Origin of the sequence: Marinospirillum alkalitolerans (genome assembly GCF_045055655.1) — a bacterium.
GTDB classification, from domain to species: Bacteria; Pseudomonadota; Gammaproteobacteria; order Pseudomonadales; family Halomonadaceae; genus Marinospirillum; species Marinospirillum alkalitolerans.
This window is the reverse complement of record NZ_JBANFI010000002.1, coordinates 182,594-205,052: the sequence shown is the minus strand read 5'-3', so window position 1 is coordinate 205,052 and position 22,459 is coordinate 182,594. Positions and strand designations below refer to the sequence as shown.

Below are 22,459 nucleotides of genomic sequence, written 5' to 3'. Positions count from 1 at the left end.
TCAATAAAATAATAATATGAATAGGTGATATGAACATGGCTAATAATAAAAAAATGTTCGTTAAACGTTCAGCAACCTGGTTAGGTACTGGCCTTACTTTAGGTGCACTGACTCTTTTTACTAGCGGCTGTTCCGATAGCAGCTCATCGGTATCAGAGCGCGATCTTTTTCCTACGAATGGTCAGTTGGAAGCAACCATTCGGCGTACAACCAGTGGTGTTCCACATATTACAGCCAATAATCTCGCTTCTGCTGCTTTTGGTGGCGGCTATGCGCAAGCACAGGATAATGTTTGCTATCTGGCGGAGGCCTTTGTTAAAGCGCGGAGCGAAAGAGCCAAATACTTTGGTCCGGGGGATGATGGGCAAGGGCGTCCCATTAATATTATTAATGACTTTAGCTACCTTGCGCAGGGCATCCATGAATTAGCTGAGGCCGAATACCAGCAGTTATCGCCTGCTAGTCGTGCACTCGTTGATGGATTTACAGCTGGATACAACCAATACCTTGCCGAAACACCTGCCAATGCACTCCCCCCTGAATGTCGCAATCAACCTTGGGTGAAGCCCATTTCGCCGGCTGATTTATATGCGCATTATCGTATTGTTGGGCAGTATGCAAGTGGTGCTCTGTTTGCAACTGGAGCCTTGTTTGCTGCAGTGCCAGGTGAAAACCCCGCAGATATGGAGCCTCAGCCGGTCTTTGCTGCTGCAGCAACAGAGACAGAAGTAGAGGGTTCTTTTGATCTTGAGGTGGCTTCTGCTGCGATGAACTTGGCCGGAGCACAATCATTTAATGAAACTGGTTTAGGAAGCAATGCTTGGGGCTTGGGCCACGAAATGACCGAGCAAGGACGCGGTGCTCTATTAGCGAATCCACACTTTCCTTACACTGGGCACAGGCGCTTATATGAGGTCCAGCTAACTGTGCCAGGTTATCTGAATGTTCACGGTGCAGGCTTGATGGGTACTGCTATTCCTTTGATCAGTTTTAATGATCATGTGGCTTGGTCGCATACGGTGACAACGAGTCGTCGGTTTACACTCTATGAATTGACGCTCAAGGATGGTGATCCCTTGACCTACATTAAGGATGGTCAGGAGCGACCGATTACACAGCGTACTTTGAGCATTCAGGTGAATATGGGCGGCCCTGTTCCAGTCACTCTAGAAAGAGACTTCTATTTCTCAGAATATGGGCCTATGGTCTCAGGGAATGCGATAACGAGTGGTGGTTTACCACAATGGGGTGGTCAAAACTCAAGTGGTCGAACAGTTGCGTATACCTATCGTGACGCGAATGCCGATAGCTCTAGGTTGCTTGATACTTGGCTGGCAATGAGCCGAGCCAGTAACTTAGACGAGTTTCAGCAAGTTTTCCGCCAATGCGGTACAACCTTCTGGACTAATACCATTTACGCAGACCGAGATGGTAATGCTTACTATATAGATAGTAGCTCTGTACCCAACCTGTCACCTGCAACAATTAATGCTATTAATTTACAGCGTTCATTGAGTCCAGCTTACGCGGCTCTCTTTGATGCAGGTTTGACCTTGCTGGATGGCCGGACCTCATTGAATGATTGGGTTGAAGGGGAATGCCAAGGACGAGTTCCTTTTGCGCAAAGACCCCAGTTGAGTCGCACGGACTGGGTTCAAAATGCAAATGATAGCTATTGGTCCACTCATCCTGAAGCTCTTTTAGAGGGATACTCGCCTCTCTTTGGGCCAGAGCGTACTCCTTTAGGGCCAAGAACGCGCCTCAGCATCAGTATGCTACAGCAGCCTACCAACTCTGGCTTTGCTGCGACCGCTCCCGCTGGTGATGACGGCTTGTTTAATGCGCGTGAACTGATCGATGTGATCTGGAATAACCGTGCTTGGTATGCAGAAGCCTTTTTACCCGAGTTGCGTGAGCGCTGTGCGTTAATTGGTACCTCACAGGTTAATGCTGCTGGTGGCGCGCGTTCAGTAGCAGCAGGCTGCAATGTGCTTCATAGCTGGGATGGTGTCTATGACCTGGATAGCGTTGGTGCGCATGTATTTCGTGTGTTTATTGCTAACTACCGCCAGCAATTTAGTACAGATTTGACCGTAAGCTTTGATCCTAATAACCCAGTGGCGACACCTTCTACACCTTCTTCGGTGAACAGAGGGACGGCAAACGATGTGATGCTGGTCGCGCTAGCGAATGGTTTGAATGCCTTGGATCAAGTCAATATTCCTTATACGGCTCGTTTAGGTGATGTACAGACCTATCAGCCCAGTGGTGGCGTGCCACCTAATGGCACTCCAGTCCGTCTCGCGGCGGCGACGGCTTGGCATGGTGGTGATGGCACGATAGATGGCGCTTTTAATGCGATAGGTGTTTTAAACTCTAATGAGTCAGAGGACACGCGTTTTCCACGCCTGAATCCGACACAAATCCCCAATACTGCCGGTTTATCAACCAGTACGGCACCCGGTGAGTCAGGTTGGTTGATTGCACGTGGAACCAGTTGGCACTTTGGTCTGGAGTTTACGGATCAGGGACCAGTTGCTTATGGCTTGACCAGTTATTCCCAAGCAACAAGCTCTGACTCCCCCTTCTTTAATGATCAGGCGCAGATGTATAGTGATAAAGCACCGCGACGTCTGTACTTCTCAGAAAGTGATATTTTGAACAACCTACTACCGGTTAACGGTGTGACCGAAATTCGCGGCGCACTCTAGTCTGGTTGACCTGCCTGTTACCATCCCTCGTCAACGTGCGGGGGATGGTTCCTGAATTCTGAATGCTTCCACACAGAACCCTTTGCAAATCCAGCTGAGTTTGGCACAGTGCTGGCTTGATGCCTGTCTCTTAAGGAGAAGCTGTGGTTCTGTTGCCCATGAAGTTCTATCCTCCACCCGCTCCAGCAGCCTGCTTAGTCAGGGAGCGCCTACTGCGCCAATTAACCGCTGCGGCCGATCGCCGTGTGGTGTTATTGCAGGGTTTGCCCGGAAGCGGTAAGTCCTTGCTTTTACTGCAATGGCTAGAGCGCCAAAGTGCGCCTTGGTGCTGGCTGAATTTAGATCAGCAGGATCAGGATTGGCAGCGTCTGCTGGCCTCTTTGCTGGTGTGCCTGGAAAAGCAGCTGGGTGTGAGTGAGCGCGAACTCAAGGCTCTGGCAGAGCGTTGGCAGCAAGATGAACTACAGTCTCGACCGATTGAGGCGCGTCTAGCGCCGTTGATGCGGCTAATGGATCAGTACACTGATACCCGCCTCTACTGGGTGCTGGATGGCTTGGAGCGGCTTGGTGAGGATGCGGCTCGGCATCTGGTGCACTGGCTGGTCGATCAGCTCCCCCCTCACTGCCATCTCGTGCTGACCTCTCGTCTTGATGTGCAGCTCAAGCTGGCACACTGGGATATACAAGATCAGCTTCTGGTGCTGCAGGCGCAGGATCTGGCCTTTACGGTGGATGAGATTCAAGAGCTTTTTCAGCAGCTCAACAAGCCTTTGCTACGCCAAGAGGCTGAATTAATCGAGCAGCAGACCTGGGGGCTGGCAGCGGCAGTCCGTTTGATGGCACAGGTGGGCGAAGCGCCCCATCAGGCACTGGCGCGCACCAGTCTATTTTTGCGTGAAACACTGCTCGATGAGCTCACCGAGTATGAATACCGTGCCTTGGCCTGTTTGGCGCAACTGCCCGCTGTGGACTGGCCGCTTTTGCATCATTTTCTGGGTCAGCAGGCGGCCGCTGAGTTAAAGGCCAATAGCTTGCTTCTTTGGCAGCATCAGGGCTGGGTGTTGCCTTCTGATCTTCTTCCGCAGGGGTATCAGCTGCATCCCTTACTCAAGAGCCTGTTGAGCACCTCTGCCGCAGTCAACCTCGCCGCACACCTGCCTTGGTTAGCAGAGCATTACCCGTTACCGATGATTGCTGATTTGGCTTTAGAGCTGGATGAAACGGCATTATTACTGACGCTGGTTGAGCAGCTGGCACAGCCTCTATTGAGCGGCCTGAATTGTGCACCCTTGTTGCGCTGGCGCGTGGCTTTGAGCGAGCAGGCGCTACAAACCCAGCCACGCTTGTTGTTGGTCTATGCTTGGATTGCCGCCTTGCTGGGCCAGCATCAACGCCTAGAAGCTTATCTGGCACTCTATGCCGAAATCCGTGCTGACAGCTTGCCGGAATCAGGGGCATTGGAATACCAGCTGCTTCAGGCCTGGTGGTATGCCGATGCTGGCGAGGTAAAGCAGGCCCAGCGTGATATCTTGGCGGTTTATGATCAGTTGATCCACCTGCCTCTGGTGCTACAGGTGCTGGTGCGGAGTCTGCTGGTGCGTCTTGCTCAGAGTGAAGGTCTCTATAAGGCGGCGCGGGCTTACAACCGTGTGTCCTGGGAGGGCGTGCATCAACAGCCCTCATCGGCATTAGTGCAGTGGTTGAGCTGGGAGCAGGCCACGATCGAAGTCGGTAAGGGGCATCTGCTGAATGCTGTTGATCTGTTACAGCAGGCTCTGGCGTTAACAGCGCCGCCACAGCTGGCAACAGGTCGATGTGCTCTTTTGCTGGCCTATGTGCACTGGTTGCAGGCTGATTTACCAGCGGGTCAACAGCAGTTGGAGCTGGGTCTGGCGATTGCCTTGGAGCAGCAGGACCCTTGGCTGGTCAGTGGTGAGCTTTTGCGCTCTCTCTGGTCACGTCTTGAAGGACAGCAAGCACAGGCTTATCGCATCCTGTCAGAAGCCGAGGCGCGGATGCAGTCTTGGCAGGTGCCCGCTCAGGTTTATCTACCGGCGATTACAGCACTCAAAGCCAACTTATGGCTGGATGAGGGCAAGAAGGAACAAGCCATGACTTGGCTTGGACAACTCAGCCGCTCTGGTGAACGCCAAGGTGTGGTCAGCATTGAATTGATCCCTCGTCAGCGCCTGTGGCAGCAGGTTCTGCAGGCCAGAGCCTTGATGTCGGCGCAGCAGTGGCAAGATGCCAGTGCGCTGCTTGATCAGCTTGAAGCCGAGCTGGCGGACTATCCTGCGGCGATGATCCTGCTCTTTGTGCAAAAGGCGCTGATTCGCCGCTATCAGCGTGATCAAAAAGCTGCACAGACCTTGTTGCGTCAGGCCTTGGTTTTGGCGCAACCTGAGCAGTGTCGCCAGCCTTTTTTCAGTGTGGATGCCACGCTGGCAGAGCTGTTGCAAGAGTTGACGGAACAACTGGTTGAAGGTTCGGCTCTGCATCTTTTTGCACAACAACTGCTGAAGAAAATCAGCCAGCTGCGTGATGGGCTGCCGCAGCCGGATTTGAATCTGGCTTACGAGCCCTTGTCGGGTCGCGAGAAAAAGGTGTTGCTGTTGATGGCGGAGGGTTTAAGTAATCAGGATATTGCAGAACGGCTTTTTATCTCAATTCACACCGTCAAAACCCATGTGAAAGCCATTTTGCGTAAGCTGGATGTGAAGTCGCGTACTCAGGCGGTCACGCGCGCACAAAGCTTGGAGCTGCTTTAAAGCTATGGGTTGCGCCTGTCTGAAAAAGCGTTTAAAACGCTCGGCCATAGTGCTGTTGTGCACGCAGTGCTAAGATAAGCCAAAACCAGCCAGTCAGAGGACAGTCTTTTGTCGCATTTACCCGTCATCGTCGGCATGGGTGGCGTGAGCCCAGCTGGACGCACCTCAGGCCATCATGCTTTTCGTCGCATGATTTTTGATCAGCTTTCTACCGATGAACAACAGCGCACCCTGCTCTCCCTTGCCAGTTTAACTGGGGTTGCAGAGCAGGTGGCTGATCAGCAATGGCGTACTCCAGAGGGTCAGCTCAGCACTCAGGCGCTGATTGCACGTTATCAAGCACAGCTTTTGGATCAAAGTTTAATCCGCCGCATTCATCCAGATTGGTTTGATGTGCAGGCCCACCCTGCCACCCAGGCTTTGGAGCTGAAGCCGGGAGATCAGCCGCTGACTTTCCGTTTAAAACGCCGCCAGTTGCCTGAGCGTCTGCCTCTGGGCTGGCAGGTGGTGCCTTTATCCGCGACAGATGTTGAGGTGCAGGTCAATCAGCCGCTGAAGGCGACCCTCTCGCTGCCCAGAGAAGCACTGGTGCAGGCCGCAGGCTTGTTGCCCACTGGTTTTCATCCGGGGGCGTTTTATCGTAGTGCCAATCATCCGCGTGCTTTGCAGATGGCGATCTTTGGTGCCTCAGATCTGCTTGGCCAAAGTGGGTTGATTTGGGAAGATCTGGCTGCCCAGGTCAAGCCTGATCAGATAGGTGTATTTGCCAGTAATTCAATCGGGCAGCTAGATCAAGAGGGTTGGGGCGGCCTGCTGCAAAGTCCTGTCACTGGCAAGCGCACGACTTCAAAACAGATGCCGCTGGGCTATGCACAGATGACGGCTGATTTTATCAATGCCTATGTTTTGGGTAATGTCGGTCAGTCCAGTGGTCTACTGGGGGCCTGCGCCACTTTTCTTTACAACCTCCAAGCAGCGACGAATGCGATTCGCTCTGGGCGTTTACGGATCGCGCTGGTTGGCACGGCGGATGCGCCTGTCACGCCCGAAATCATTGAGGGTTTCCGTGCTATGGGTGCCTTGGCTGATGATGCGAGCCTGCGCGCATTAGACGGTTTGGAGAGCCTCAGTGATCAGGATTACCGCCGTGCCTGCCGCCCCTTTGCGCATAACTGTGGTTTTACCATTGCTGAGTCAGCGCAGTTTGTGCTGCTGGTTGATGATCGTCTGGCGCTGGAGCAGGGCTGCCAGCTGCTGGGTGCCGTGCCGGAGGTCTTCTCGAATGCGGATGGCTTTAAGCGTTCTATTTCGGCACCAGGTATAGGCAACTATATTACGCTGGCCAAGGCGGCCGCCTTGGGGCGCAGTATTCTGGGTGAGCGTGCCTTGCAGCAGCGAAGTTTTGTCCATGCGCATGGTACCAGCACACCGAAAAACCGAGTGACCGAATCTCATGTGCTCAATCAGGTCGCCAAGGCGATGGGGATTCCTGCTTGGCCAGTGGCTGCGATCAAGGCCTATGTCGGGCACTCGCAAGGCACCGCAGGGGGAGATCAGCTGATGAGTGCCTTGGGCACCTGGGCGACAGGTTGGTTACCGGGCATTACTACTGCCACCGCCTTTGCAGAGGATATCGAGGCGTCACATCTGGCTTTGAGCTTAGAACATCAGCAGTTGGGTCCGCACACCCTGGATATGGCGCTGCTGAATGCCAAGGGTTTTGGTGGCAATAATGCCAGTGCTCTGGTTTTGGCCCCACATGTGACAGAGAAGATGCTGACACAGCGTTATGGGCGTCAAGCCATGCTGCGTTATCAGGATCAACTGGCTGAACGTCTACAAGCCAGTCAAGCCTATGATGAGCGCGCCTTGGCGGGGCAGTTTAATCTGACTTATCAGTTTGGTGAGCAGGTATTAGAAGGTGAAGAACTGATCTGGGAGGCCCAGCAGCTCAAGATTCCCGGCTATGCACAACAGATCAATTTACAGCTGAACAATCCCTTTACGGATATGTCAGAAGAGGCAGCGTCACCGGATGCCTCCTAAGGCAGAATGCCAGGGTGTCACTGAAAAGAGCTTTTGTCGACGTTTCAGGCTATACAAGCCTGATAAAACGTGCACAATAGAGAAAAATGCATCTGTCCAGATGGGCAGGCGCTGTTGATTCGATCTGTTGATCTGTAAGGAGCCAAGCGCATGAGCCTCGATCTATTAAGTCAGTTGGAAGCCAAGGTACAAACCACCTTGGATAATTTGGATATGCTGCGCCTCGAAATGGACGAACTGAAAGAAGAAAATGCCCAGCTGAAAGCGGAAAAACAAGCTTGGGAAGAAAAACTGGGTCTGCTGCTCGGCAAGTTCAGTGAACTAGAAAGCACAATGGATGAAGCCAAGGACGAAGCTGAAGCGCCTGCTGAAGAAAGCACATCCAGCAGCTGGTAGTGGTTGTGTCGCGTCACATGGTGAGTGTGACGCTGAGACGATACTTTTTGGGCCTCCTTCAGCGAGGCGCTTTTTATTGAAGTACAGTTTTATTGAAGTACAGTTTTACTGAAGCAGGTTCACTGAAGCTTTTTTGATAGCAATGCCTTCACCGAGACAGGTTTACTCTGTCTCTGTCGGATAGATTAAAGCCTGGTAATCCATCGCGTTCAGATGATACAGCCAGGCGTCTTCACGTTCCCCTTCGGTTTCACGCGCTGGATAATAGCGACGTCGTACACCGCTCTTCTCAAATCCTGCGGCTAAATAAAGCTGCTGTGCGGGCTGATTGGATGCACGCACCTCAAGCAACACCTGCTCAACCTGCCAAGAATCAAAGGCCAAGGCGAGACCAGCCTGAAGGAGATGCTGCGCCCAGCCTTGACGTCGGACTAGCGGGTGACTGAGCAGATAATACACCTCGGCATCAAAAGGTGTGCGACCTAGGATCAGTGCTGTCATCAGCTGACCTTGGGGATCATAGAGCCCCAAAACCCAATCCTGATGTAAGCTGGTTTCCCAGTGTTGATCTGGCCAGGCATCAGGGTCAGCGGCGTGTGCCAGTGAGAGCAGATCTGCCAGATGTTTGCCTTGTAAGCGCTGTGGAGCAGGGTAGGTGGGTTGCATCGAAGAGTGATCCAGTATCATGCAGGCCAGACTAAGGCAGAAGAGGCAAAATGAGCGCGTAACCCCTGATCGCCTGCCTGTTGCCAAAAGTGGGCCTTGTGCTCTGCCGCAGCGCGTAACTGGGCCAGTGATGGGCCAGTGTACACCGTGGGCAGAGGCGGCCACTGAACGCTTGGTTCAGTGAGCAGCTGCGCCACTCTTGGACCCAATGCCAGCAGCCCCACAATCGGGTGTTGTTGGTATTGAGCACCAGTGAGAAAGGTACGCAGGCTGGTTGTCAGCTCTTGTGCACTGCCAGCCGCCAGGTGTGGACGTGGCCAGCTGAACTGCCTTTGCGAAACCAGGCCGATGCCTTGAGGAGCCAGTGCGCGCACAAGATTTTGTGTGAGCTGAATATCGTCTTGGGTTAAGGGGGCATCCAGCTCCAGCACCAGCTGCCAGCCATTGGCCAGCAACCAGATATCCGCTTGTAACGGGGCTTCCACGGGTGCTGTGCTGGTTGGCGCTGTCTGAGGCTCGATCAGCGGCGTCTCAGTGACCGGCTTTGTTGCCGCTGGAGGCGTCCTGAGTGGGGTTGCAGCCTCGGCAACTTGCGCGGTCTTCGCTCTGGCTGGGGCTGCGAGATCCAGTGCTGCGGTGGCCTGTAGAAGCCGCTCTTTACGACTGGGCTGAGGTGGCGGCTGCTGCCATGTGCAGGCCTGACTGGGAGCCGCCCCAGGCAGCTGGTAACGCGGCACCCACAAGGGAATGCCGAGACGCTGCAAATACACAGCCCGCTGTTGTGTAACGCTGAGGTTCAAATGCCGCTCCCCTGTGGGTGGGTGCGTTCAAGATTGGCTTCGAGTCCGTTTAAGGCATGGATATAAGCCTTAGCCGAAGCAATAACGATATCCGTATCGGCACCCAAGCCATTGACCAGGCGGCCAGTATGCGCGAGGCGTACCGTCACTTCGCCTTGGGAGTCTGTCCCCGAGGTGATGGCATTCACTGAGTAGAGCTCAAGACTGGCACCACTGTTGACCTGGCTTTCTATGGCTTTAAAGACCGCATCCACTGGGCCAGAACCACTGGCTTGGGTGCGAACTTCTTGACCGCGAATGGACAGCACGACTTCTGCCAGCGGGATTTCTCCTGTTTTGGATTGTACTTCTAGTGCTACCAGTTGGATGACCTCACTGGCTTCATGTGCACGGCTATCGCTGACCAGTGCCTGCAGGTCTTCATCGTAGATATCATGTTTTTTATCGGCCAGCTGTTTAAACAGCATGAAGGCATGATTCAGTTCCTGCTCAGTAGCGAACTCCACCCCCAGATCCTGTAAGCGCGAGCGGAAGGCATTCCGGCCTGAATGCTTACCGAGCACGATGGCATTGGTATGCCAGCCAACATCTTCGGCCTTCATGATTTCATAGGTTTCACGGTGCTTGAGTACGCCGTCCTGATGAATGCCCGATTCATGCGCAAAGGCATTCTTACCGACGATGGCTTTATTGGGCTGAACGGCAAAGCCGGTAATCGTTGAGACCAGACGCGAGGTGGGAACAAGATGCACAGGATCGATACCGGTGGTGACCGAGAAGACATCTGGGCGGGTTCGTACCGCCATGACGATTTCCTCTAATGAGGCATTTCCTGCGCGTTCCCCAAGACCATTGATGGTGCACTCCACCTGCCGCGCTCCGGCTTGAACAGCCGCCAGCGAGTTAGCAACCGCCAGCCCCAGATCATTGTGGCAGTGGACAGAGAAGATGGCCTGATCACTATTTGGTACGCGTTCGATCAGCTGGCGTATTTGCTCAGCGTAGAGTTCAGGAATGGCGTAGCCCACTGTATCGGGGATATTGATCGTGCGTGCACCCGCTGCAATCGCGGCTTCAACAATACGGCATAAGAAATCCATCTCAGAGCGCCCTGCGTCTTCACAGGAAAACTCGACATCAGCGCAAAGGTTGCGCGCCAGTTTGACGGCCTTGACGGCTTGTTCGATCACCTGTTCGGGCCTCATGTTCAGCTTGTGCTGCATATGAATGGGGCTGGTGGCGATAAAGGTATGAATCCGGCCCGAGTTGGCGGGTTGAATCGCCTCAGCAGCACGGCGAATATCTGCCTCCAGCGCACGGGAGAGAGAGCAGACCGTGGCGTCCTTGACGGCGGTGGCCACCGCGCGAACGGCTGCAAAATCGCCCTCACTGGCGATGGCAAAGCCAGCCTCGATGACATCGACATGCATCTTTTCGAGCATCTTGGCAATGCGCACCTTTTCATCCTTGGTCATGGAGGCGCCGGGGCTTTGCTCGCCATCGCGCAAGGTGGTATCAAAAATCACCAGTTGGTCTTTGTTCATCTTCTCTCCTCACCCAGTGCTCGGGTTTCTTTTTTTATCGCTGCTGCTGATCGGTGCTAACGCCAGTCACCGCGTAGTTGACTGACTTCTTGCTGCAGGCGTGCGGCGGTCACTTCTTCGGGCTGCAGTGCTGGCCCAGCAACGACTTCAATTCTGGACCAAAAGCGCTTTGGCCATTTTTTAAAGGCACGGCCTTCTGCGCGTGAAAACCAGGAACCCCAGAGTCCACGCAATGCCATAGGGATCACGGGGACAGGGTGGGCCGCCAGAATCCGCTCAACGCCACGTTTAAAAGTCTGGATTTCGCCATCGGGTGTCAGGCGGCCTTCAGGGAAGATAAAGACCAGCTCACCACGCTCCAACGCTGCGCCCATAGCGGCAAAAGCTTGATGAAGATTAGCACGATCCACCTTTTCAGAGCTAATCGGGACCGTGCCTGCCAGTTGCAAAAAGCGCTTGAGAAGCGGGTGGTCATGGATCTCTTTATCGATCACAAAGCGCAGTGGGCGATGGCAGGCCCCCGCCAGCAGCAGGGCATCGACAAAGCTGACATGGTTGGCCACTACCAGTGCGCCTCCCGTCTCAGGAATATGCTCTAAGCCACGATGGCGTACACGGTAAAAACTGTGCGAGAGCAGATAGATCAGAAAACGCAGCAGTGGGTCAAAAGCCAGCTTGAAGGCCAACAGCCCAACCAGTAGCGCACTCAAGCCATAGACAAGGAAAAACTGCGGCAGACTCAGTTCAAGCCAGCTTAATAGCAGTGCGGCCAGCAGCGCACTGATCACCATCGCCAGCGCGTTCATGACGTTTAAAGCGGCGATCATTTGCGAGCGAATGGCTTGGGGGCTACGGCGCTGGATCAGACTGTACAGCGGGACAATAAACAAGCCACCACACAGGCCAGCCAGTGCCAAATCCACCGCAATGGCCCCGCCACCGGCCGCCCAGAACTCAGCGAGATTACGCAGGTCTTGGCCGGATTCGAGCCCAGGAAAGGCCTGGGCCTGTGTATAAAGATCAAAGGAGAAGAGCGCCATGCCTAGTGCACCGAGCGGTGTCATGCCGAGTTCAATTTGTCCGCGTGACCAAAAACCACACAAGAGCGCGCCGCCACCTACGCCCAAAGAGAACAAGGCCAGCAGCAGTGTTCCCACACTTTCATCGGCCAGCAGTACGCTGCGGGTGAAGTTGGGAAACTGGGTGAGATAACCTGAGCCCATAAACCAGAACCAGCTGATGGCGAGCATCGATAGCAGCAGGCTTCTTTGTTGAACGGCGCTCTGCAGAATACGGCTGGTTTGGCGGTAGAGGTTCCACTCGAGTTTCAGATCAGGCTGTCCTGCGGCAGCCGGTGGCACGCCATAGCTCGCCAGCAGGCCCAGTGCAGCAAAGCTGACCACTACCCAGCCTATCCACATCATCTGCTGACTGGCCCATTCCGCCAGTAGGCCACCGAGCAGCGTGCCGAGCAAGATCGCAACAAAGGTGCCCATACCCACCAAGGCATTGCCATTGACCAGCTCGTCTTCATGTAGATGCTGAGGGAGAAGGGCGTACTTGACCGGGCCAAAGAGGGCGGATTGTATCCCCATCACAAAAACCAAGCTGAGCAGCAGCCACCACCACTCAAAACTAAAGGCGATCAGCGCGGTGAGCATGATGCCCAGTTCGAGCCATTTGATACTGCGTACAAAATGGGCTTTTTCGTACTTATCCGCGAGCTGACCGGCAATGCCAGAAAAGAGAAAGAAGGGCAGAATAAACAAACCGGCCACCAGATTGGTGAGCAGGCTGATATCCCAGCCCTGTGCCTCCGCAACGGTATAGGTAAGTAGGAACATCAAGGCAAAACGAAACACATTGTCGTTAAAGGCGCCCAGAGCCTGGGTAGCAAAAAAGGGGCCGAAGCGACGACGTAACAACAGACTCAGTAAAGACATAGCGATCTAATCCATCAGTAAAAAAGGCAGGAGCGGGAGAGCCTCTTCAGAGAGGGCACCAGGCCACCACAGATGGATAAAAGCAGACCCTGGGTCTGTTGTGCATCTGGGTACCTAGTTATGCCAAGAAAAAACCAGATTCACACTGGTGATCCGATCATACTCGATTTTATTCTGATTCCTATCCTCACTGCGTTTCCAAGTGTAGGCCAGACCAAGTGAAAAATAGCGATTGGCGCGCACATGCAGGCTTTGTTCCAGCACCCAGCTGTTGGTGTCGCTACTGAGATCATAGGCAGTATCTTGCTCAAGGCGCAGATCTTCACTCAGTTGGTGTTGCCAACGACTGGCGGCACGGGCGAGGGGATCATACTCTGAACTGACTTCGGGATTATTGACTGGTTCGCGATACCTGGCACCAGCGGCGATCTCTAAATCCCACTCTGTCTGCTCACTGCGCAGAACGCGATACCCCTGCCCAAGCAGCAGATCGATCTCGCGTTCTGATATCTTCGAAAAACGATCGCGCTGAAAGCGGGCAAAGCCGAGGCTGTAGTAGTCCTCGGCCCATTGGTAGTTCAGCTGGTGGCTGGCGTTATAGGCTTCTTTTGTTGTGCGGCCATCGCTGCGGGTGTAGAGCACTTGGGCGCGGGTTTGCTGGCGCCACTGGTGTTGCTCCAGATCAAGCCGTAGGCGGCTATTGATGGTGCGTTCTTGGCTGGCACCTTGGCTGTCGATCAGATTCAGCAGCACTTCGCTACGGGTTTGCAAACGCGGGCCTGCCTCCTCTTCCGCTTGAGCGATGGAGGGCAGTAGCAGCCCAAGGGCATAAGATAACAAGAGAGAAAGTAAAACGGCCCTTGGGTGTCGGGCCGGATGGTCTGTGAAGAGCACGGGACTTCCTTAAAGTGACGGTCTTATTCAATCAGACAGAGATCGACCGAGAAGTTCAGCGTCCAGCAGTGGGGTCAAGCAGGCTGACCAGCGCATCCATTTGTTCGGCAGGGAGTTGATCCAGCTCTTCACGCAGGGCGTAGATGGCCTGAGGATCGAGCTGTAAACGCTCATAAAGTGCTGCCGGAATGCGCTGCACCTGTGCCTTCCACTGGGGTTGCATATATTGATGCGCCAGATAAAGCAGGTTGGCATATTTGAACTGGGGGCCAGTGTAGTGGGCGTTGTGCTGCTGGCGCACGGCAATGCACATTTCTTCAGGCAGCCCCCAGGTGGTGAACAGGTAGCTGGCAATCTGCTCGCGGGTGATGCCAAACAGGAAGCGCTCCAGATACATGGGGGGCACATGGGGATTGGCTTCTTGATTGCGACAATAGAGCGAGAAATAAGGTGGGAAGACCTCGGCCAGAATCAGATAGCCAAAGTTGTGCAGCAGACCACCAAGATAGGCCAGTCCAGCATAAGGCCGCGCCATAGGTGGGATCAGCTTAACCAGCTTTTCAACCAAGGTGGCGCGCAGCACGGCATCACGCCAAAAATGGCGATGGCCGTGGACACCATCTTTAGGCAGGCGAATTTGCCGTGATAAGGCCAGGCCGAGGGCGAGATTCATGGTCAGGTCAAAGCCCAGTACACGGATCACTGCATCCTGAACAGAGCGAATGCTGCCTGGTGCGCCATAATAGGGAGAATTGGCCCAGCTGATCACCTGAGAGGCGAGGCTGGGATCGGTTTCGATCACCTGTGCCAGCTCGGTGCCACTGACGTCTTCTTTTGCTTTTAAAGCCAGCAGGCGTTGTGTGCTCAGTGGTAGTGGCGCGATTTCAATCGATTCGCTCAGACGTGCACGGACGCGCTGCTGGGTAATGGTTTCTACTGCGCTGCGGATTTCTTTTTCATCTCGATGTGGGTTGTCGAGGTTAGGGCGCGCAGCTTGCAGTGGGATGGAGAAGGCCTCCTGCTCTACCTGTGCGGCCTCCATCAGCTGCTGATATTCATGGCGACCAAAGCGCAATAAAAACTCAGGATCACCTGATTCGATAAAGACCCAGTCACCTTCGATTCCACTGAGGTCAACGCACATCGGGATCGAGAGCACGCCCGGTAGTGCTGGCAGAGACTGGAGTTTGAGTTCTTTGAGCAGCTTTGCTCGGTAATCTGGAGAGCGGGCGCGCCAATCCGTGCCATTGGCATTCAGCTTTTGCAGATCCAGCAGGCAGTGCGCAGGAAACACGGCTTGCAGATTAAAACCATCCACGGCCTGCAAGAGCGTACTGCGCAGCAGTTGTTGCGGCTGAGCCAGAGAGCGTGCGACACGACGAGCCTGCAAGGCTTCGCTGTGCAAATCGGTCGGGGTGTAATGAGACAGCGTTGTTTTATCCATAGCACCTGGGTTCATGGTCTGCTCCTGCAGAATACAAAATCAGCAGCGAGGCGGCTGCTTCGGCTCAGGATGGAGAGAGTTTAAGCCTGAGCGTAATCGAGTTCTTGTGTTTGCCAACGTGAGATCAACGGCTGAGCCAAGTGGGGTGTTTGTGCAAGCAGCTGTTGTGCAAAGGGCTTGAGCTGCTCAAATAAATCGGCATCACGCTGCAGCTGTGCCACCTTGAAAGTCAGCTCTCCTGTCTGGCGTGTCCCCAGCAGCTCACCGGGACCACGTAGCTCGAGATCCTTTTGTGCGATCACAAAGCCATCATGGCTGGCGCGCATGACGGCAAGACGTTCGCGCCCGTGGGCAGTTAAAGGAGGATGATAAACCAGCAGACAGTAACTGTCGATCTGCCCACGACCCACGCGCCCACGAAGCTGATGGAGCTGTGCCAGTCCTAAGCGTTCAGCATTATCGATAATCATCAAGCTGGCATTCGGGACATCCACACCGACTTCGATAACGGTGGTGGCCACCAGCAGATGGGTGTGCCCAGCCTGAAATGCGGCCATCACCTCCGCTTTTTCAGCGGCCTTCATGCGGCCATGCACCAGCCCGATGTGCAGCTCAGGCAGTTCTTGGGCCAGTGCTTGCCAGGTGGCTTCGGCGGCTTGGCAATCCAGCGCCTCGGATTCTTCAATGAGGGTGCATACCCAATAGGCTTGACGCCCTGCAGTACAGGCATGGCGGACACGCTCGATGACTTCATGGCGTCGCGTGTCGGGCAGGACCAGCGTTTGGATGGCTTGTCGCCCTGGCGGCAACTCATCAATGATGGAAACATCCAAATCGGCATAGGCACTCATCGCGAGCGTGCGTGGAATCGGGGTGGCCGTCATGATGAGCTGGTGTGGCCGCTGGGTTCCCTGATCCCCTTTATCACGCAAGGCCAGACGCTGATGAACGCCAAAACGATGCTGCTCATCGATAACAACCAGCGCCAAATGCTGAAAGCGAACCTGGCTTTGAAAGAGGGCATGGGTCCCGATCACCAGTTGCAGGCTGCCATCGGCCAGTGAGTTGAGGCACTCTTGGCGTGCCTTGGTTTTCATCTTGCCGGTCAAGCTGCCGACGCTGATACCCAAAGGACTGAGCCAAGCGCTGAGGTTCCTAGCGTGCTGTTCTGCCAGGAGTTCAGTGGGGGCCATCAAAGCCGCCTGATAACCCGCTCCGATGGCTTCCAAGCAGGCTAAAGCGGCTACCAGTGTTTTGCCTGAGCCGACATCGCCCTGCACCAGTCTGAGCATGGGGTGAGGCTGACGCAGATCAGCCTGGATTTCTTGTAAGACTCTTTCCTGTGCGCCAGTGAGTTGAAAAGGCAGTGCAGCGCGTAGGGCCTGTGGCCAATGGGCGTGTTCAGCCGCCAGTTGCAGCACAGGGGCCGCATCACGACGAATCTTTTGTCTGAGCAACAGCATACTCACTTGGTGAGCGAGCAGTTCTTCAAAAGCCAAGCGGCGCAAGGCGGGGTGTTGTCCGCTCTCTAGTTCTGGCCAGGTGGTATCGCGCGGTGGTTGGTGTAAGAGCACCAGTGCCTGATGGAGGCTGGGCCAATTCGGCTGCTTTGGCTGGCTCGCAGGTAGCAGCTCAGCCAGGGGGGAGGTCTCAAGCAGTGTGAGTGCCTGTTGGATCAACTGGCGGAGTCGGGCCTGTGTGATGCCTTCAGTAAGAGGATAGACAGGCGTCAGATGGGTTTCGAGCAGTCCTGGCGCCTCAGGATGGCTGAGATGGCGAAACTCTGGATGATAAAACTCAAGGCCAGTGGTGCCAGGGCGAGCTTCACCATAGGCTTGGATTGGATGACCTGGGCTGAGTTGAGCCTGCATCGCGCTGGTGAAGTGAAAAAAGCGCAGGCTGATCACCCCTGTCGCATCAGAGAGACGCACCAGCAGGCTGCGCCGTCGCCCTTGCTGGATTTGGCTGTGGATCACCTGCCCTTGAATAACGGCGGCCTGTCCAGGGCGCAGCTGACCCAATGGGGTGAGCTGGGTGCGATCTTCATAGCGCAGCGGCAGATGAAAAAGCAGATCCTGCACTGATGACAGGCCAAGCCGCTGGAGCTTGGCCGCCAAGGCCTGACCGACTCCTTTGAGTTGTCTCAGCGGCAGTTGATCCAGAGACAGGTTCGCCATCCTGTGCGTACCTGAGATCAGAGGGGTTTGAACTGATGAATCGCTTGTGCCAGCGCTTCGATCGCTTTCGGACGCGGGAAGCTGGCACGCCAGGCCAGTGCCACTTGTCGCGAGGGCGCTGGATCTGCAAAGGGGCGTGTGACCAGCACCTCATGGTTATATTGGTGATGCGCCACTGCTGAGTGAGGCAGGACAGTGATACCCATGCCAGAGGCGACCATATGACGCAGAGTCTCCAGAGAACCGCCCTCTGCCACCAGGGTTTGATCGCTGTTTTTGAGGTTGGCTTCTAAGCCGGGGCAGGCTTCGAGCACTTGATCACGGAAACAGTGGCCTTCGCCGAGCATCAACAGTTTCTGGCTGGTCAGTTCTTGAATAGGAATGGCTTCACGCTCTGCCCAAGGATGATTTTTGGGGAGCAGCAGCTCAAAAGGTTCTTCATACAGCGGGCGAGTCAGCACATCTGGCTCAGTGAAGGGCAGAGCAACCAGAATCGCATCCAGCTCCGTGCTTCTGAGTCGCTGGCGAAGCACGGCGGTATAGTTTTCTTCAATATACAGCGGCATCTGCGGCGCGAGCGCACGCAATCCACTGACCAGCTGCGGAAAGAGATAAGGCCCGATGGTGTAGATGGCACCAATGCGCAGCGGTGTAGAGAGTTGATCCTTGCCGAGTTGTGCCAGCTCTTTAATGGTGGCAGCCTGCTCAAGCACACGATGGGCCTGAGCCACGATACGCTCGCCGATGGGAGTCAGCTGTACCGCGCTTTTGCTGCGCTCGAATAAGGCAACGCCCAGTTCTTCTTCGAGCTTCTTGACGGCGACGCTGAGTGTGGGCTGACTGACAAAGCATTTTTCAGCAGCATGGCCAAAGTGTCTTTCTTGTGCCAAGGTGACAATGTATTTGAGTTCAGTCAGCGTCATTGGGGGGCTACTCCGTGTCATTCATCGTGGGCTGTCTTGTTAGTGTAAGACAGCCTTTGGAAAAGTATGCATCATTGATTAAAATAATCAAGTGACGAAATCTAATTTTATATGGCTATGATTTGTGGGTGATTAGCCGCGTACATCAATCTTCTTGGCGAGCCAATTGAGTGGCGTCGCCAAGATTCAGGATTCAGGAGAAGTCAGTATCATGCGGATCATGATTGTTGGGTGTGGTGATTTAGGTCAGTATCTGGGCCAAAGGCTGGCTGAGCAGGGGCATCAGGTGTGGGGCGCGCGCCGCCAGGTCGCGCTCTTACCCGAGGCTATTCAGCCTTTTTACTGGGACTTGCCTGCCCCGCCGCCAGAGTCCTTACCTGAAATCGATTATCTGATTTACGCCGTGGCCGCCGATGGCCGTTCCCCTGCTGATTATCAGCGCGCCTATCGTGATGGTGTGGCCGCAGTCCTGGCGGCGCTGGGCGATCAACTCAGCACATTGAAGCGTTTTTTTCTGGTGTCCTCGACAGGCGTCTATCACCAGCAGGCGGGTGAGTCGGTGACCGAGGCGAGCCCTGCCCTGCCACGCAGCTTTTCTGGTCAGTTGATCCTGGAAGGTGAGGCGCTGCTGGCGCAGGCAGAATGTGCATCAACCTGTGTGCGCTTGAGCGGTCTGTATGGGCCGGGACGAGAGCGTTTGCTGCGTCAAGCGCGGGCGGGTCAGCATCCACCCGCTGAGCCCTTATATTGGAGCAACCGGATTCATCGTGATGATGCTGCGGCAGCCATCCAGCATTTAATGGATCTTGATGCGCAGAGTCAGCAGATCGAAGATCTTTATCTGGTCAGTGATACCTGTAGTGTGCCGATGCAAGAGGTGATCAGCTGGTTAGGAGAGCAGCTGGGAGTGCCGCCTCAGACGCTGGGGGCGCTGCCCGGTGAAGGGCAGGGTAAACAAATCCAGAGCCAGCTTTTGGCCAGCACTGGATTCCAATGGCGTTATCCTAGCTATCGTGAGGGCTATGCGGCGCTGCTGAGCACTGTTACTGCTGAGCACTGAGCTGGCTAAGACGGCTTTGGATGGCTTGCAGTAGACCTGTCGCATCCAGTCCGACCTCGGCAAGCAGTTCCTCGGGTGTGCCTTGATCGATCCAACGATCGGGTAGCCCGAGATTCAGCAGTGGCGGTGTGTGGCCTTGGGCGGCAAAGAACTCGTTAATCGCGCTGCCCACACCGCCCATGATCGCATTTTCTTCGATGGTCACCAGCAGGCTGTGGTTCGCTGCTATTTCTAGCAGCAGGGCCTCATCCAGTGGTTTAACAAAACGCAGGTTGACCAGTGTGGCATCCAGTTGTGCTGCCACCTGCTCGGCGGCTGCGACACAACTGCCCAGCGCCAAAAGAGCCACCTTCTGCCCTGTCCGCCGCACCTCGGCCTTGCCAATTGGCAGACCTTCCAAGCCAGGTTGAACCGTAACGCCTGGGCCTTGGCCGCGCGGATAGCGCACGGCGGCTGGGCCGGCGTAATGATAGCCGGTGCTGAGCATCTGGCGGCATTCTTGCTCATCAGCTGGAGCCATAATCACCATCTCTGGCACGCAGCGCAGATAAGAGAGATCGAGCGTGCCGTGGTGGGTGGGGCCGTCTTCGCCGACGAGGCCAGCGCGATCGATCGCAAAGAGGACATCCAGCTTTTGTACGGCAACATCATGAATCAGCTGATCATAGGCGCGCTGTAAAAAGGTGGAATAGATGGCGACAACCGGCTTCATACCTTCGCAGGCCATACCGGCCGCCAGCGTGACGGCATGCTGCTCTGCAATGGCAACATCAAAATAGCGCTGGGGATAGTCGCGTGAAAAACGGACCAGATCTGAACCCTCGCGCATGGCGGGGGTAATGGCCATCAGGCGTGGATCTGCAGCGGCCATATCGCACACCCACTGCCCAAAGACTTGAGAATACTTAGGGCCAGAAGGCTTGGATGGATTTTTTTTAGGTGGCGTTTTTTCTAGCTTGCCCAGTGCGTGATAACCGATGGGATCCTGTTCAGCAGGCAGAAACCCTTTGCCCTTTTTGGTGACCAGATGCAGGAAGTAGGGGCCTTGGCGCTGCTTGATACGTTTGAGCGTGTTGATGAGTTCAGGCAGATCATGGCCATCCAGCGGGCCGATATATTGGAAGCCAAATTCCTCAAAGAGGGTGCTGGGCGACATCAGCGCCTTGACCTGCTCTTCGGTTTTCTGGGCAATTTCCCACGCCAGTGGCAGCATAGACAACAGCTTGCGGCTGCCTTCGCGTAGTTGATGATAAGGCTCGCTCACCAGCAGTCGAGCCAGATAGCTGGCCAGTCCACCCACATTCTCTGAAATCGACATTTCATTGTCATTCAGAATGACCAGGAGATCAGGCTGCAGATGGCCAGCATGGGCGAGGGCTTCAAAAGCCATGCCCGCCGTCATCGCGCCATCACCGATCACGGCAATCGATTTTTTGCTGCGTCCCTGTGCCTTGGCAGCTAGCGCCATGCCCAGCGCGGCACTAATCGAGGTGCTGGAATGGCCGACGCCAAAAGCATCATAGGGCGATTCTGCTCGCTTAGGAAAGGCAGCGAGGCCATCTTTTTGGCGGATGGTCAGCAGGGCTTCTTTGCGTCCAGTGAGAATCTTGTGCGGGTAGGCCTGATGTCCTACATCCCACACCACCTTATCTTGTGGGGTATTGAAGACGTGATGGAGCGCCACGCTGAGTTCCACAACACCCAGTCCAGCACCAAAATGTCCACCTGTTTGCTGCACACTCCATAAGAGCCAAGCCCGCACTTCTCTGGCGAGCTTGAGCAGCTGGCTTTCTGAGAAACGCTTCAGGTCGGCCGTTGTGCTCAGCCCATCAAGCAGGGGGGTTTCTGGGCGGTGCTGGGGGAGGACATCAAACATAGTCGGTCGGGCTCTTAGATTTTATTTAGTGGTCGCGCAGAATACACCAGTCCGCGAGCAGGTGGTGGAGTGTCCAATCTCCATCCAAACCCTGCAAGGCCGCTTGTGCTTCTTGGACGAGATAGCGCGCCTTGGCCTGTGCCGTTTCCAGGCCGAGAAGACTGGGGTAGGTGGCCTTGTTGAGTCGAGCATCTGCGCCGGTTTGCTTGCCAATTTTGCTGGGATCACCTTGGATATCAAGCAGATCATCCTGCACCTGAAAAGCCAAACCCAGTGCACTGGCGTAGCGATCCAAGGCAGCCAGGGTTGTGGCAGAGGCAGATTGACTGTAGCCCCCCAAGGCGACCGCAGCACGGATTAAGGCCCCTGTCTTGTGCTGATGCAGGGTTTGCAGCTGCTCAAGATTCAGGCGTTGTCCTTCGCTTTGCAAATCGAGCATCTGGCCGCCAACCATGCCCTGAGGGCCACTGGCCTGTGCCAGACAACGGATCATCGCGAGCGCCTGAGGATGGTCGTTGGTTGCGAGCAGCTCAAAGGCCAGGGTTTGCAAGGCATCACCGACCAGAATGGCGGTGGCTTCGTCAAACTGGATATGACAGGTCGGATGGCCGCGCCGTGTGGCATCATCATCCATCGCGGGCAAATCATCGTGGACCAAAGAGTAGGCATGAATCATCTCGACAGCGGCCGCTGGCGCATCGGCCAGTGCAAGGTCGCCACCGAGTGCCTCTGCCGTGGCCAATGTCAGGACGGGGCGCAGGCGCTTACCACCGAGCAGCAGGCTATAGTTGAGCGCCTCGCTTAACCTTGGGCTGGGTCCGGGTCTTTGCGCCAGCTGCTGCGTCAGATAGAGATCGACACGCTGTGCATACTGGGCGATAGCGGCTTCAAGGCGTGCTGACCCACTGCTGTGGGTGCAGGAAAGAGTCATAATGCGCGCTCATCCTCATTCAAGGGCACAAACTCAGGTTGTCCGGATTGCTCATGTAAGCGCTGAACGCGGAGTTCGGCTTCTTGGAGGCGGCTTTGTGCCAGATGCGAAAGCCGCACACCCCGCTCATAAGCCTCTAAAGAGGCTTCGAGAGAGAGATCACCTGCTTCCATCTTGCTGACCAGCTGTTCCAACTCGGCCATCAGTTGCTCAAAGTCAGCGGTGGGTGTGGCTTCGGCGCTGCTGAGGGTCTTCGACATGGCTTATCCTTCTTGATCTG

The 22,459-nt window shown here is 55.1% G+C and carries 16 protein-coding genes; 5 read left to right on the top strand and 11 right to left on the bottom strand.

The window, feature by feature from the left end; translation table 11 throughout:
* Nucleotides 1-35 precede the first annotated feature (35 nt).
* From V6U78_RS03865 to V6U78_RS03850, 4 genes are all read left to right on the top strand, one after another.
* A complete protein-coding gene (locus V6U78_RS03865; protein WP_405337390.1) occupies nt 36-2,711 on the top strand; it encodes a penicillin acylase family protein in 2,676 nt (891 codons plus the stop codon).
* A gap of 143 nt (nt 2,712-2,854) precedes the next feature.
* Nucleotides 2,855-5,479 (top strand): LuxR C-terminal-related transcriptional regulator, encoded by a 2,625-nt coding sequence (locus tag V6U78_RS03860; RefSeq protein ID WP_405337388.1) that lies wholly within the window; start codon nt 2,855-2,857, stop codon nt 5,477-5,479.
* Nucleotides 5,480-5,587: 108 nt separating this feature from the next.
* On the top strand, nt 5,588-7,525 hold the full coding sequence (locus tag V6U78_RS03855) for a beta-ketoacyl synthase (RefSeq protein ID WP_405337386.1): 1,938 nt from the start codon (nt 5,588-5,590) through the stop codon (nt 7,523-7,525).
* Between the two features lie 150 nt (nt 7,526-7,675).
* The gene (locus V6U78_RS03850) at nt 7,676-7,921 is read left to right on the top strand and encodes a cell division protein ZapB (RefSeq protein WP_405337384.1); all 246 of its coding nucleotides are present in this window, start codon (nt 7,676-7,678) and stop codon (nt 7,919-7,921) included.
* Between the two features lie 162 nt (nt 7,922-8,083).
* On the opposite strand, the gene V6U78_RS03845 is transcribed toward V6U78_RS03850, so the two are convergent.
* From V6U78_RS03845 to V6U78_RS03810, 8 genes are all read right to left on the bottom strand, one after another.
* Nucleotides 8,084-8,587 (bottom strand): GNAT family N-acetyltransferase, encoded by a 504-nt coding sequence (locus V6U78_RS03845; protein ID WP_405337382.1) that lies wholly within the window; start codon nt 8,585-8,587, stop codon nt 8,084-8,086.
* Between the two features lie 17 nt (nt 8,588-8,604).
* Nucleotides 8,605-9,387: a hypothetical protein gene (locus V6U78_RS03840; RefSeq protein WP_405337380.1), complete on the bottom strand. Its 783-nt coding sequence runs from the start codon at nt 9,385-9,387 to the stop codon at nt 8,605-8,607.
* A complete protein-coding gene (locus tag V6U78_RS03835) occupies nt 9,384-10,931 on the bottom strand; it encodes a 2-isopropylmalate synthase (protein ID WP_405337378.1) in 1,548 nt (515 codons plus the stop codon). Before V6U78_RS03835 ends, V6U78_RS03840 begins: the two co-directional genes overlap by 4 nt.
* A 56-nt stretch (nt 10,932-10,987) precedes the next feature.
* On the bottom strand, nt 10,988-12,874 hold the full coding sequence (locus V6U78_RS03830) for an MFS transporter (RefSeq protein WP_405337376.1): 1,887 nt from the start codon (nt 12,872-12,874) through the stop codon (nt 10,988-10,990).
* A gap of 114 nt (nt 12,875-12,988) precedes the next feature.
* Nucleotides 12,989-13,768: a DUF481 domain-containing protein gene (locus V6U78_RS03825; RefSeq protein ID WP_405337374.1), complete on the bottom strand. Its 780-nt coding sequence runs from the start codon at nt 13,766-13,768 to the stop codon at nt 12,989-12,991.
* 55 nt (nt 13,769-13,823) lie between these two features.
* Complete coding sequence (locus V6U78_RS03820) at nt 13,824-15,227, bottom strand: HDOD domain-containing protein (protein ID WP_405337372.1); 1,404 nt, start codon at nt 15,225-15,227, stop codon at nt 13,824-13,826.
* A 65-nt stretch (nt 15,228-15,292) separates the two neighbouring features.
* Nucleotides 15,293-17,389, bottom strand: coding sequence for an ATP-dependent DNA helicase RecG (recG, locus tag V6U78_RS03815; protein ID WP_405337370.1), 2,097 nt, complete (start codon nt 17,387-17,389; stop codon nt 15,293-15,295).
* A gap of 17 nt (nt 17,390-17,406) precedes the next feature.
* The gene (locus V6U78_RS03810) at nt 17,407-18,312 is read right to left on the bottom strand and encodes a hydrogen peroxide-inducible genes activator (protein WP_405337368.1); all 906 of its coding nucleotides are present in this window, start codon (nt 18,310-18,312) and stop codon (nt 17,407-17,409) included.
* Nucleotides 18,313-18,523: 211 nt separating this feature from the next.
* Here V6U78_RS03810 and V6U78_RS03805 point away from each other — a divergent pair, with 211 nt between their 5' ends.
* On the top strand, nt 18,524-19,372 hold the full coding sequence (locus tag V6U78_RS03805) for an NAD-dependent epimerase/dehydratase family protein (protein WP_405337366.1): 849 nt from the start codon (nt 18,524-18,526) through the stop codon (nt 19,370-19,372).
* On the opposite strand, the gene dxs is transcribed toward V6U78_RS03805, so the two are convergent.
* From dxs to V6U78_RS03790, 3 genes are read right to left on the bottom strand one after another with little or no spacing between them, the layout of a single operon-like run.
* Complete coding sequence (gene dxs, locus V6U78_RS03800; RefSeq protein ID WP_405337364.1) at nt 19,356-21,248, bottom strand: 1-deoxy-D-xylulose-5-phosphate synthase; 1,893 nt, start codon at nt 21,246-21,248, stop codon at nt 19,356-19,358. The genes V6U78_RS03805 and dxs overlap by 17 nt on opposite strands.
* A gap of 25 nt (nt 21,249-21,273) precedes the next feature.
* Nucleotides 21,274-22,179, bottom strand: coding sequence for a polyprenyl synthetase family protein (locus V6U78_RS03795; RefSeq protein ID WP_405337362.1), 906 nt, complete (start codon nt 22,177-22,179; stop codon nt 21,274-21,276).
* Nucleotides 22,176-22,439: an exodeoxyribonuclease VII small subunit gene (locus V6U78_RS03790; RefSeq protein ID WP_405337360.1), complete on the bottom strand. Its 264-nt coding sequence runs from the start codon at nt 22,437-22,439 to the stop codon at nt 22,176-22,178. The genes V6U78_RS03795 and V6U78_RS03790 overlap by 4 nt, the downstream gene beginning before the upstream one ends.
* Nucleotides 22,440-22,459: the final 20 nt, after the last annotated feature.

Bases quoted from the DNA above. Each gene is read 5' to 3' on its own strand.
- V6U78_RS03865 (WP_405337390.1), top strand. From the start codon at position 36: ATGGCTAATAATAAAAAAATGTTCGTTAAACGTTCAGCAACCTGGTTA.
- V6U78_RS03850 (WP_405337384.1), top strand. From the start codon at position 7,676: ATGAGCCTCGATCTATTAAGTCAGTTGGAAGCCAAGGTACAAACCACC.
- V6U78_RS03845 (WP_405337382.1), bottom strand. From the start codon at position 8,587: ATGCAACCCACCTACCCTGCTCCACAGCGCTTACAAGGCAAACATCTG.
- V6U78_RS03835 (WP_405337378.1), bottom strand. From the start codon at position 10,931: ATGAACAAAGACCAACTGGTGATTTTTGATACCACCTTGCGCGATGGC.
- V6U78_RS03830 (WP_405337376.1), bottom strand. From the start codon at position 12,874: ATGTCTTTACTGAGTCTGTTGTTACGTCGTCGCTTCGGCCCCTTTTTT.
- V6U78_RS03820 (WP_405337372.1), bottom strand. From the start codon at position 15,227: ATGAACCCAGGTGCTATGGATAAAACAACGCTGTCTCATTACACCCCG.
- recG (WP_405337370.1), bottom strand. From the start codon at position 17,389: ATGGCGAACCTGTCTCTGGATCAACTGCCGCTGAGACAACTCAAAGGA.
- V6U78_RS03810 (WP_405337368.1), bottom strand. From the start codon at position 18,312: ATGACGCTGACTGAACTCAAATACATTGTCACCTTGGCACAAGAAAGA.
- V6U78_RS03805 (WP_405337366.1), top strand. From the start codon at position 18,524: ATGCGGATCATGATTGTTGGGTGTGGTGATTTAGGTCAGTATCTGGGC.
- dxs (WP_405337364.1), bottom strand. From the start codon at position 21,248: ATGTTTGATGTCCTCCCCCAGCACCGCCCAGAAACCCCCCTGCTTGAT.
- V6U78_RS03795 (WP_405337362.1), bottom strand. From the start codon at position 22,179: ATGACTCTTTCCTGCACCCACAGCAGTGGGTCAGCACGCCTTGAAGCC.
- V6U78_RS03790 (WP_405337360.1), bottom strand. From the start codon at position 22,439: ATGTCGAAGACCCTCAGCAGCGCCGAAGCCACACCCACCGCTGACTTT.